This is a genomic window from Moritella sp. (assembly GCF_033791185.1).
Taxonomy (GTDB): Bacteria; Pseudomonadota; Gammaproteobacteria; order Enterobacterales; family Moritellaceae; genus Moritella.
Genome location: NZ_JASJHF010000108.1, coordinates 1 through 12687, shown reverse-complemented (window position 1 = coordinate 12687; position 12687 = coordinate 1). Strand labels below are relative to the sequence as shown.

Sequence of the window (12687 nt, the reverse complement as noted above, 5' to 3'; positions counted from 1 at the left end):
TTAAATTCAATTCAGCCAAACATTTATTTCCAGAAACTACGTGTCTGGTCAAACAAGAGCTGGTTTACAATTTATTGGACCTGAACACCTTTCTTTTTTTATCAGTTTTCATTATATTGCTAAGTACTGTTAATTAACCGTAAAGTATTCAATGAAAATAACTCATGACATTAAGATACTGCGGTTAATTAAAATAATCCCTCCTATTATCGCCATTACCTTTGCTATTTTGGTTAATATTATTGTTATTAACAATAATCAAACAGCGCTAAGTAATGATATAAAAACACTGCGTCAAGATTTTATAAAAAAAGAAAAAGCTCTCGTCAAATATCAGGTTAAACAACTTTTTCAGCAGATCACTTACGAAAAAAATAATACGACAGCCTTACTCAAAGAAGATATAAAAAAACGTGTTTATCAGGCTCATCGTATTGCCAGCAACATTTATGCAGAAAATAAGCATAAATCAGAAGCCCAAGTCACCAAATTAATTACCGATGCGCTGAGAAATATTCGTTTTAATCAGGGGCGCGGTTATTATTTCATTTATAAAACCAATGGTCTTAACGTCATGCACCCGAGTTTGCCAAAATTCGAGGGCACGTCAAAGTGGGATATTCAAGATGTGAGGGGCAATTACGTTGTTCGTAACTTGGCTGAATTGACGACAAATGAAGACGAAGGTTTTTCCCGATGGTGGTTTGTGAAACCACAAAATAAAAATCAAGAATTTGAAAAAATTGGCTTTGCTAAGCGTTTCTCGCCTTATGATTGGTTCATTGGCACTGGTGAATATGTTATAGATGTCGAAAATGACATTAAACAACGCCTATTACAGAAGATTGCAAAGATACGTTATGGTAACAACGGCTATATTTTTGTGATTGATTATCAGGGAAATTATTTGTCCCATTATCAGAAAGACTTTGAAGGGACGAATAGGTATAACATTGTTAACGAGCAAGGTGTGGCAATAGTACCGCAGATTATAAACGTGGCAAAGCAAGGCGAAGATTACCTGCATTATATTAGTTCAGTGATACCGAACAGCTCTGAACCAGCCGATAAAATAAGTTATATCATGGGGTTAACAGACTGGGAATGGGCAATAGGCTCTGGGGTATACATTAGCGAAATTGAAAATTACCTTGCTACACGTGAAAAAGCCATTGGACAACAGCATAAAAGTGAATTCTCCAAAATTTTATGGTTGAGTTTATTAGTCACCTTATTTTTTGTTACGTTATCACTTGTTTTAGCAAATTATTTAAGTCGCCGTTTTGCTTTGTACGAGAGTAAAATTAGCGCTGATTTTTCTGAGTTAAATAACGTTAAAGAGCAATTGCAATATCAAGCATTACACGATGCATTAACGCAATTACCAAACCGCATGTTACTCGATATTCGAATAGAAAAAGGCATTGCTCTATCCAAGAAAAATAATAAAAAATTAGCCATCATGTTTGTCGACCTCGATGATTTTAAAAAAATAAATGATCTGTATGGGCACTCTACTGGCGATAAATTACTCTCGACACTCGGCACTATTTTTAACCAAACGTTAGCTGCTGGTGATAGTGTGGCGCGTTTTGGTGGCGACGAGTTTATTTTCTGCTTCCCCATGTTAGACAGTTTGGCTGATGCCGAAAACAAAGTTGAACGCATATGTGAGATCTTCAAACAAAGCTTTGTTATTAATGGTAAATCAATTTACTCAAGTTGCAGTATCGGTGTTGCGATGTATCCAGATGATGGTGATGCTAGCGAACAACTGATTAGCAAGGCTGATATAGTCCTGTATAAATCAAAATCACAACAAAAGGGTAATTATTTATTCTTTAATGAAACTATTAATACCCAAGTACAACGGGATCTATTACTCGAGTCCGAATTACACTTAGCGGTAACAAATAATGAATTAGATGTGCTCTATCAACCACAAATTGATGTGGCGACAGGGAAAATTTACGGTGTTGAGGCATTAGTTCGCTGGCATAACGCCAAGTTGGGACATGTCTCGCCAGTGGAGTTCATTCAAGTTGCTGAAGATGTGGGTATTATCAACGAAATAGGTCGTTTCGTTATTGAAAAGTCATTGCCTGATATTTTGCGGTTTAATCGCGGCAGTGACATTCAGCTGCAATTATCCATTAACATTTCCCCTAAGCAATTGATGGAACCCCATTTTGTTAGCAATCTAATTAAGATAACCAATGACATGGCTGTTGATACCCGTCTTATTACGTTAGAGATCACTGAAAACGTGCTAATTAATGATTTGGCTAAAGTTCAGCCCATTTTACAATCTATCCGAGATAGCGGCCTGAAATTATCTCTTGATGACTTTGGTACAGGATACTCATCTTTAAGCTACTTGAGTAATCTGCCGATCGATGAAATAAAAATTGATCGCTCATTTATCGAAAAGCTGCTTACGAACGATCAAAGTGAATCCTTGGTCAAAACAATTATCGCGATTGGTCAACTTTGTGATCTAACGGTTATCGCCGAAGGGGTCGAAACAAAAGAACAGTATGAGCGTCTGCGTCATTATCGGTGTGACTTAGTGCAAGGCTATTATTTTGATAAACCCCTGCCATTAGCCGCTCTCATAGCCAATTATTCACAGCAATCAAGTGATTCATTGACAAGTGATGAGTGTAAAATAATAGTATAAAAAAACGCGCTATCCCAATGCCGATTAGCTGGCAGGGATAACGCGTTATGCAGTAAAGTCTGTGCTCTTATAATTAGAGACTTGTAATTACATACGAGTACGAGTCTTTACTGGACCTTTTTTAGGGTGACGCTGTTTAACTGGGCGTTTCTTACCGTTAATCGGGATACCAGAACCAGCAGGCTTACGACCTTTACCACGAGTTTCATTGGTTTCTTCAATTTCACCACCCAATCGACCGTCTTTCTTCGGCTTCTGACGTGCTTCATTGTTTTTCAATGAACGGCGGATACGACCTTGACGGATACGTGTTTCTTTACGATCTAAGTTACGTGCAGTGGTTTCAGGTGGTAATGAAACGATAGCGCGTAAATAGTTGATCTCATCAAGTGCCAGCTCTGACCAACCGCCACGTGGTAAACGACGATCAAGTACTAAAGAACCATAACGGATACGGATAAGGCGACTTACCTGAATACCTTGAGATTCCCATAAACGACGTACTTCACGGTTACGACCTTCACTCAATAATACGTTGTACCATTGGTTAAGACCTTCACCACCAGTACCGGCAGCAACACCTTTAATTTTTTGGAATTTTGCCGGGCCATCTTCTAGCTCAACACCCATACGCAAGTTTTGGATGATTTTTGGCGTGACTTCACCAAAGATACGACAAGAGTATTCACGTTCTACTTCGTGACTAGGGTGCATTAGACGGTTAGCAAGTTCACCATCTGTAGTAAAGAGTAATAGACCTGATGTATTGATGTCTAGACGACCAATTGCGATCCAACGACCGCCTTTTAGTGGTGGCAGACGATCAAATACGGTCTTACGACCTTCTGGATCTTTACGCGTACATAACTCACCTTCAGGTTTATGGTAAGCAAGAATACGACATACGTTTTCTTCTTCTGTGATTATTTGTACTGGGTTGCCATCAAAACGAACTTTATCCGTTTCTTCAACACGGCTACCCAATGTCACAATCTCACCATTAACGCTGACACGGCCTTCTGCGATCACAGCTTCCATCTCACGACGGGAACCTAAACCAGCACGTGCTAGTACTTTCTGTAGCTTTTCACTCATCAGTTTTCCTAAATATTAAGTTACGATATTATTTCGCAATTATAAAATGTTGTATGTATTAGATATCTAATACAATTTCTTCATCCATGGCGGCTAATTTAGCCAGCAGAGCTTCATCCAATGGGGGCAATTCTTGAATACTTTTAATACCAAAGTAATCTAAAAATTGCGTGGTTGTCGCATATAAAGCCGGTCGTCCCGGTACTTCTTTACGGCCAATCACTTTGATCCACTCCCGTTCTTCAAGAGTGTGGATCGTTTGGCTGCTCACGGCAACCCCACGAACTGCTTCAATGTCACCCCGGCTAACGGGTTGACGATAAGCAATCAATGCTAATGTTTCTAATGTCGCACGCGAATACTTCGGCGGTTTATCTTGCAACATACGCTGCAACCAAGGCGTCAAATGGGAACGCGCTTGAAAGCGGTAACCACTGGCGACTTCCACCAGCTCGACACCCTTACCTTGATAATCTGTGGTTATCTCGGCAATGTAAGCAGTGACTTGCTGACGACTTAAACCTTCATCACCGAGTACATCACGGCATAAAGCCGCTAATGATAACGGTTTCTTAGCAACAAAAATAGCCGCTTCGATAATCTGTTTATAAGGTGTTGTATTCACACTCAGGTCTCATACTTATTCGGCTAAACTTAAGTATATCTCGCCCAACGAATTATTCTGAATAAGACTAATTAAAGACTCTTTCAATAACTCAAGGATCGCGAGAAAACTCACCACAATACCCCGTCGGCCTTCTGCAAGATCGATAACTTGATGGAAAGTGCGAACTTTACCATCTTGGAGTAAGGCCAATATATAAGTCATCTTTTCACGCGTAGTTAATACTTCACGTTGGATCTGATGATGCTCAAAGTGTTCTGCTTTCTTGAGTAATTTTTGCAGATTATACGCCAAGTCTCGCAGAGATACTTCTGCTAATAACGGTGCAGTGGTAATATTTTCAGGCAGCTGGGCATTAGCAACAAATATATCGCGCTGGATCCGCGGTTGCGTATCGAGGTTTTCAGCTGCGTTTTTAAATATTTCGTATTCCTGTAGCTGTCGGATCAGCACTAAACGTGGATCGTCCAACTCTTCTTCTGCCATCACTAATTTGGGGAGCAGCAAACGCGATTTAATTTCAGCCAGCAGTGCCGCCATGACCAGATACTCACCAGCCAGCTCAATTTTCAACGTGGTCATCAGGTCCACGTATTCCATGTATTGCGCAGTTATTTTTTGCATAGGTAGCTGCAAAATATCGAGTTTTTGCTTTTTAATTAAATACAGTAATAAATCTAACGGCCCTTCAAATGCGTCTAAGAATACACTCAGCGCATCTGGCGGAATAAACAAATCCTTGGGAACTTTACGTAATAGCTCGCCATTAACCTTGGCAATCGCAGTACTAGACTCTACCACTGGTTAAACAAAAGCGGATGCATCGCCAGCACCTTGACGAAGGATCACTGCATTACCTTCAGAATAATCAATCACAGTGGTCACTTGCTCACCTAAATAGCCACCATTAATGATGAGTTCGACTTGGTTTTCAAGTTGGTCACGGATCTCTTCTGGATCAAACTCTGCGCCTTCGTTACCCGGTAAGATTAACGACGTTGACATCATAGGTTCACCGAGCGCTTCTAATATGGCTAATGCGATAGTATTGTCAGGCACACGAATACCGATTGTTTTACGCTTAGGGTTGACTAAACGACGTGGCACTTCTTTGGTACCTTTAAAAATAAACGTAAATGGACCAGGGGTATTATTTTTCAGTGCGCGGTAAGCCTGATTATCAACTCGGGCGTACAACGACAGTTCCGATAAATCACGGCACAACAAGGTAAAGTTATGATCTTTATCTAACTTACGGATCTGACAAATACGCTCTAACGCGGTTTTATCACCAAGATGACAACCCAGCGCATAGCCTGAATCTGTCGGATAGATGATCACGCCACCGTTACGTAAAATAGCAACGGCTTGACTGATTAACCGCGCTTGCGGATTATCAGGGTGTACGTAAAAAAACTGACTCATAATAATGCTTCCTTAACTGTTAATGACCGCTGCTAATACACTTAATGATGACTTAATTTATACTAATCATGCTTAAACACCTTGCTCCACTGTGGAGGCAGGCTTAATTGCAGCGTCAGGCCAAGATGACCACACCGGGATACAATCTTTAGGGGTATATAAATTTCGACCTAACTCAGTCCAGCTGCTTGGTCGATGAAAATCAGACCCCACAGACCCAGATAAATTATAATCGCGACCATAACTGGCTAACAGGCTACGGTCGTTAACACTTTGTTGTGGCTGTCCCACTTCCAGGGCATCACCACCCGCTTCTTCAAAGGCGGCCAGTAATCTTTTAAACCACTTAGTTGACAGTTTATACTGCAGCGGATGAGCCAGTACAGCTTGCCCACCAGATTGATGAATTATTTCTATCGTTTGTTCAATTGTTGCCCAGTTGGGTGGCACATAGCCGATCTTACCTTTGGCTAAGAAACGTTTGAATACATTTTGAAAAGTATTTTCAACGCCTTGCTCTACGAGATATTTAGCAAAGTGGCTACGGGTGATACTGGCATCACCAGCAAGCAGCTTCGCACCTGCGTACGCATCCGGAATACGTGCTTTGGCTAAACGATGTCCCATTTCAACGGCGCGCTCTTCACGCTTATTACGTTGCTCGGTTAAAAATGCCTGCAACTCTGGGTTAGCTAGGTCTACATTTAACCCAACCACATGAATTTCATGGTTTTGCCAGTTAGTCGAGACCTCAACACCATTGATTAAAGTCAGCGGTAATTCGAGTGCAGCAATCGTATCATGCCCTTCTTGTAAGCCATCAGTGGTATCGTGGTCGGTAATCGCTAACACATTGACACGATGTTCAACCGCACGTTGTACCAACTCAGCTGGACTTAAAGAGCCATCAGAGGCTGTAGTATGAGAATGTAGATCGTAAATCATAAAAATAGAGCGTATCCAGCGGTAAAAAGTCACAAAAGGAACAATAAGGCCCCTAGTATAAGTTTTATTTAACAATTTCAAACAAAAATTAATAAATGTATTGACAATAATAGCCCTAAACGCATAAGTTTAACCTAATTAGATAACTTTATGGCACAGAAGCAATGCAAAATATTACAAACCTAACAATTAGTTGGTGGTGGCACATTCCTCTTTAAACGGGCATGTGATTTTGTGATATCTGCAGTAATGTAAATCTACAAAAAATAACAAACATTAAAGCCCGTTTCATTGAAGCGGGCTTTTTTATTGGAAATTTAAACACTCTAAAGCAAGGAAAGTGCGATGACGCAATTATTAGCGCCAGGTAAATTACATTCGATTCAGCAAGATTGTAGTCACATTGACGATCCCCTTGCATTCTATCGCCACATGTATCGTCCAAGCGGTAACAGCTTATTATTAGAATCGGCCGATATTGTGACCAAAACGGCACTGCAAAGTTTAATTTTGCTGGATGCCGCCGTTAAGATTGCCTGTTTTGGGCGCTCGGTTGAATTCACCGCATTAACCCTGAATGGCGAGAACCTGCTACCGTTCTTAGCTGATGAATTTAAAACCCAATTTGGCCACGATGTTATCACCGCTCAGAGTCCTAATAAGCTCGCTTTAACGTTCGCACCAACCGATGACAGCCTTGACGAAGATTCTCGCTTACAATCATCGTCACCTTTCGATGCGCTACGTACTATTATCAATCGCGTCATGCCAGAAACGCCATTTCATGAAGCGCTATTTTTAGGCGGTTGTTTCGCTTATGACATGATTGCCAGTGTCGAGCAGCTACCAAGTGTGCCAGATGGCGCTAACATTTGTCCTGACTTTGTATTCTACATTGCTGAAACCTTAATTGTGATTGATCGCCAAACCCAACAATCAAAATTAATAGGTAGTGTATTTGGTGGCCAGCACTTTGCAACTGCGCTTAATGAAACCCAAGTGAAGTTAGCTCATATTCAAGCGGAATGTGCAACGCTATTAACCGCCGTTCCAGATATTAAAGCGGCCGCGTTAACACTCAAGGTGGATATTAGCGACGGTGAATTTTGTGCCACGGTAGAAGATTTAAAAGACTACATTCGCAAAGGTGACATCTTCCAAGTGGTACCGTCACGCTGCTTTAACTTACCTTGTCCCGATTCATTAGCGGCGTATGCCAAACTCAAACAAACCAATGCCAGTCCGTATATGTTCTACCTAAACGATTCAGACTTTGTATTATTTGGTGCATCGCCAGAAAGCGCGCTGAAATATGACGCGCAAAGCAATGACGTTGAAATTTATCCGATTGCCGGTACACGTCGCCGTGGTTTCCGTGCTGATGGTTCAATTTGCCCAGACTTAGATGGCCGTATCGAGCTCGAATTGCGCCAAGACAAAAAAGAAACCGCTGAACACATTATGCTGGTTGATTTAGCCCGTAATGATGTGGCGCGAATTAGTCAGCCTGGCACTCGTTATGTGGCCAACTTATTGAACGTGGATCGATACAGTTACGTGATGCATTTAGTGTCTCGCGTGAAAGGTAAACTGCGTAACGACCTTGATGCTCTGCATGCATACCAAGCGTGTATGAACATGGGGACCTTAGTGGGTGCACCAAAGATCCGCGCAGCAGAACTGGTTCGTCAAGTTGAACAACAACGCCGTGGCAGTTATGGTGGTGCGGTGGGTTACCTGACTGGAGACGGTACCATGGATACTTGTATTGTCATTCGCTCAGCCTTTGTTAAAGATAATATTGCCTATGTTCAAGCAGGCGCAGGCGTGGTTTACGACTCTAACCCACAAGCAGAAGCCGATGAAACCCGCAGTAAAGCCGCTGCCGTATTAAATGCAGTAGCACTGGCGCAAGGCTCATCGTTAGCAACCATTATGAAAGCAGAAAATAATTCAACAACTAACAGCGCTAAGTAACGGAGGCAACATGAGCAACACTTTATTTTTATTAGACAACTTTGACTCTTTTACTTACAACCTAGTCGATCAATTTCGCAGCCTAGGTCATGAGGTTAAGATTTACCGTAATAGCATTAGCGCCGAAGCAATAAAACAGCAAATAGACCAGTGTGAGAACAACCCAGTTGTGGTACTTTCACCGGGTCCAGGCAATCCATCTGAAGCCGGTTGTTTGTTGGAACTGATTCGCTTGTGCCGTGGTCAATATCCAATAATTGGCATCTGTTTAGGTCATCAAGCACTGGTGCAACAATATGGTGGCGTGGTTGGCCGTGCAGAAGAGATCATGCACGGTAAAGCATCATCGATTAAGCATGATGGTCAGTTAATGTTTGCAGGGTTAAGCCAGCCGTTACCCGTGGCTCGTTATCACTCATTAGTAGCAACTCAAGTACCAGAAATATTAACCGTTAATGCGGAGTTTAACGGTATGCCAATGGCAGTTATTCAAACTGAAGACAAAGTCATTGGTTTTCAATTTCATCCAGAATCAATATTAACCAGTGAAGGCGCCGAGCTGTTAAAAAATACCCTAGCATGGGCAACAGCATCAGTTACGAGTCCTAAGGAGTAGGTCAATGGAACATATCAATACAGTAACACCAACAATCGAAGACATTCTAGAGAAGTTATATGCGAATCAAGTACTGACTCGCGCAGAGTCTGAAATTGTATTTACCGCGGTTGTAAAAGGTGAAATGGATCCTATCGTACTTTCATCAGTACTTACTGCATTAAAAATTCGCGGTGAACAACCCGATGAAATTGCCGGTGCCGCGCAAGCATTATTGGCCGCAGCCACTCCGTTTCCAGCAATAGATGAACTGCATGCCGATTGCTGTGGTACCGGTGGTGATAACATGAACACCATCAATATCTCGACAACAGCTGCCTTTGTCGCGGCTGCTTGTGGCTTAAAAATGACCAAACATGGTAACCGCAGTGTATCAAGTAAATCCGGTTCTTCCGACCTACTTGAAGCCTTTGGTATTAACCTTAGCCAAACCCCAGAGCAAGCAAAAGCCTGTCTTGATGAATTAGGTATTTGTTTTTTATTCGCGCCGCAATACCATGCCGGCATTCGCCATGCGATGCCTGTACGCCAAGCATTAAAAACTCGCACCATCTTTAATGTACTAGGTCCACTGCTGAACCCTACCCGCCCACAAGTACAATTGATGGGTGTTTATGATGAATGCTTAATTAATCCTATCGCTGAAACCATGGATAAACTTGGCGTACAACGAGCTTTAATCGTGCATGGTAGTGGTCTAGATGAAGTTGCCCTACACGGTGAAACTAAAGTAGCCGAGCTGAATAACGGCATGATCAGCGAGTACACCTTGAGTCCGGCAGATTTTGGGGTCGAACGTTATGACGTATCAGAGTTACGTGGCGGTGATGCGGCAGAAAATAAAGTCATTATCGAACGCTTACTATCAGGTCACGGCAGTGATGCACAAAAAGCGGCAGTCGCCATCAACGTATCGGCATTGTTAGTGGTTGCAGAGATAGCAACAGACTTTAAACACGGCACCGCATTAGCAATGGCCGCAATTGACAATGGCAGCGCATTAGCGTTAATCAAGCAGCTAGCACTAAAAAGCCAGCAGGCTTAGTCAGTACTGAGCTTTAGCGATGAACTTAATAGCAGAATTTAAGAGGAAGCATAAATGTTAACGCAAGAATTACAGCAAACCATTCTCGGTAATATTGTTGACGATAAAGTAACTTGGGTTGCTACGCGTAAAGCCAGCCAACCACTCGCGAGTTTTATTGCTGAACTGGTACCGACAGATCGTGATTTTTATGCCGCGTTATCAGGTAAGCCGACCAAGTTTATTCTGGAATGTAAAAAAGCATCACCTTCAAAAGGCTTAATTCGTCCCGAATTTGATTTAGATTTAATTGCTGGTGTTTACAAAAATTATGCCGCCGCAGTCTCAGTATTAACCGATGAAAAATACTTCCAAGGTGACTTTGAGTACGTAACGAAAGTACGTAGTATCGTCACGCAACCAGTGATCTGTAAAGACTTCATCATTGATGAATACCAGATTTACTTAGCGCGTTTACATCAAGCAGATGCAACGCTGTTGATGCTGTCAGTATTAGATGACGCTGAATATATTGCCTTAGCGAAAGTAGCGCACAGCCTTAATATGGGCGTGCTTACCGAAGTCAGCAACGAAGAAGAGCTAGTACGTGCAATAGCCTTAGATGCAAAAGTGATAGGTATAAATAACCGCGACTTGCGTGACCTGTCAATTGACCTTAATCGAACCAAAGAAATTGCGCCGAAGATCCCTGCTGATCGTATCATCATTTCAGAATCGGGGATTTACAATAACCAGCAAGTGCGTGATTTGGCCAACTACGCAAACGGCTTTTTAGTCGGCAGTTCGTTAATGTCACAAGACAATGTCGATTTAGCTTGTCGCCGGTTGATTTTAGGCGACAATAAAGTCTGCGGTCTAACACGTCCAGAAGATGCCAAAGTAGCTTACGAACAAGGCGCTATTTACGGTGGGCTGATCTTTGCGCCAAAGTCACCACGTTGTGTTAATTTAGCAACTGCGCAAGACGTTATTGCCGCAGCGCCACTGGCTTACGTGGGTGTATTTGTGGATGAACAAGTCACCCTTGTTGCGCAGCTAGCGAACCATTTAGGTTTAGCCGCAGTGCAACTGCACGGCAGCGAAGACGCCAGTTACATTGCGATGTTACGCGTCTTACTCGATGACAACATTCAAATTTGGCAGGCCCACGGTGTCAGCCAACAAGCTCCAACGTTAGACACCACCAAGGTTGATCGTCATTTAGTGGATAGTAAGATAGCAGGGCAATCAGGTGGCACAGGACAAACATTTGATTGGTCGTTATTAACCCCTGAAAATTGCAGTCAAGTTATGCTGGCAGGTGGTTTAACCCCTGATAACGTACAAGACGCAGCAAAACTCGGCTGCTTAGGCTTGGATTTAAACTCAGGATTAGAATCAGCACCTGGTATTAAAGATATAAACAAAATTATCGCGGCATTTAGCGCGCTTAGACATTATTAAAGGAACTTATCATGGCAAAACTTAATGCTTTTTTTGGCGAATTCGGCGGCCAATACGTATCGCAAATCTTAATACCTGCATTAGATGAATTAGAAGATGCATTTATCGATTCACAAAATGATCCTGCATTTGAAGCAGAATTTCAGCAACTGTTAAATGAATACGCAGGTCGTCCAACGCCGTTGACGCTATGCCGTAACATTACCGCAGGTTCAAAAACCAAGATCTACCTAAAACGTGAAGATCTACTCCACGGTGGTGCCCACAAAACTAACCAAGTTCTGGGTCAAGCTCTGCTTGCTAAACGCATGGGTAAAACCGAAGTCATTGCAGAAACAGGCGCGGGTCAACACGGTACTGCATCAGCACTTGCTTGTGCGCTACTGGGTCTGAAATGTCGCATCTACATGGGTGTTAAAGATATGGAACGCCAAAAGCCCAACGTATTCCGCATGAAATTAATGGGTGCAGAAGTTATCGGGGTTGATTCTGGTGCTGGCACACTCAAAGATGCCTGTAACGAAGCGCTGCGTGACTGGTCTGCAAACTATGAGAATGCTCATTACCTACTGGGAACGGCAGCCGGTCCTCACCCATTTCCTACGATTGTACGTGAATTCCAAAAAATGATTGGTGAAGAAGCCAAACAGCAGATCTTAAAAGCGGAAGGTCGCCTACCCGACGCTGTGATTGCTTGTGTAGGAGGTGGTTCAAACGCGATTGGTATCTTCAACGACTTTATCGAAGAAGAAGGCGTGAAACTGTATGGCGTTGAACCTGCAGGTAAAGGCATTGCTTCTGGTGAACATGGCGCACCAATTGCTGAAGGTACTAAC

Annotated in this window: 11 protein-coding genes; 6 read left to right on the top strand and 5 right to left on the bottom strand. The window is 42.5% G+C overall.

All coding sequences use genetic code 11. The annotated features are described in order from the left end of the window. Positions 1 to 151: 151 nt before the first annotated feature. On the top strand, positions 152 to 2680 hold the full coding sequence (locus QNK26_RS06900) for a cache domain-containing protein (RefSeq protein WP_319221769.1): 2529 nt from the start codon (positions 152 to 154) through the stop codon (positions 2678 to 2680). 87 nt (positions 2681 to 2767) lie between these two features. On the opposite strand, the gene rluB is transcribed toward QNK26_RS06900, so the two are convergent. The 5 genes from rluB to rnm all read right to left on the bottom strand — a co-directional run bounded on the left by rluB (position 2768) and on the right by rnm (position 6770). Next, positions 2768 to 3775, bottom strand: coding sequence for a 23S rRNA pseudouridine(2605) synthase RluB (gene rluB / locus QNK26_RS06895; protein WP_319221768.1), 1008 nt, complete (start codon positions 3773 to 3775; stop codon positions 2768 to 2770). 58 nt (positions 3776 to 3833) lie between these two features. Continuing rightward, entirely contained in the window at positions 3834 to 4400 is a 567-nt protein-coding gene (gene scpB / locus QNK26_RS06890) for an SMC-Scp complex subunit ScpB (protein ID WP_413816351.1), read from the bottom strand. 15 nt (positions 4401 to 4415) lie between these two features. Further along, entirely contained in the window at positions 4416 to 5201 is a 786-nt protein-coding gene (locus QNK26_RS06885; protein WP_319221766.1) for a segregation and condensation protein A, read from the bottom strand. A 3-nt stretch (positions 5202 to 5204) separates the two neighbouring features. Next, positions 5205 to 5825: an L-threonylcarbamoyladenylate synthase gene (locus QNK26_RS06880; protein ID WP_319221764.1), complete on the bottom strand. Its 621-nt coding sequence runs from the start codon at positions 5823 to 5825 to the stop codon at positions 5205 to 5207. A 72-nt stretch (positions 5826 to 5897) separates the two neighbouring features. Next, positions 5898 to 6770: an RNase RNM gene (rnm, locus tag QNK26_RS06875; protein WP_319221762.1), complete on the bottom strand. Its 873-nt coding sequence runs from the start codon at positions 6768 to 6770 to the stop codon at positions 5898 to 5900. A 345-nt stretch (positions 6771 to 7115) separates the two neighbouring features. Between rnm and QNK26_RS06870 the strand changes: the two genes are divergently transcribed. From QNK26_RS06870 to trpB, 5 genes are all read left to right on the top strand, one after another. After that, positions 7116 to 8747 (top strand): anthranilate synthase component 1, encoded by a 1632-nt coding sequence (locus tag QNK26_RS06870; RefSeq protein WP_319221761.1) that lies wholly within the window; start codon positions 7116 to 7118, stop codon positions 8745 to 8747. 10 nt (positions 8748 to 8757) lie between these two features. Beyond that, on the top strand, positions 8758 to 9363 hold the full coding sequence (locus QNK26_RS06865; RefSeq protein WP_319221760.1) for an aminodeoxychorismate/anthranilate synthase component II: 606 nt from the start codon (positions 8758 to 8760) through the stop codon (positions 9361 to 9363). 4 nt (positions 9364 to 9367) lie between these two features. Further along, positions 9368 to 10408 (top strand): anthranilate phosphoribosyltransferase, encoded by a 1041-nt coding sequence (gene trpD / locus QNK26_RS06860; protein ID WP_319221758.1) that lies wholly within the window; start codon positions 9368 to 9370, stop codon positions 10406 to 10408. 54 nt (positions 10409 to 10462) lie between these two features. Beyond that, positions 10463 to 11851, top strand: coding sequence for a bifunctional indole-3-glycerol-phosphate synthase TrpC/phosphoribosylanthranilate isomerase TrpF (trpCF, locus tag QNK26_RS06855; protein WP_319221756.1), 1389 nt, complete (start codon positions 10463 to 10465; stop codon positions 11849 to 11851). Between the two features lie 11 nt (positions 11852 to 11862). Then, a partial coding sequence (gene trpB / locus QNK26_RS06850; protein ID WP_319221754.1) for a tryptophan synthase subunit beta occupies positions 11863 to 12687 on the top strand: 825 nt, incomplete at its 3' end.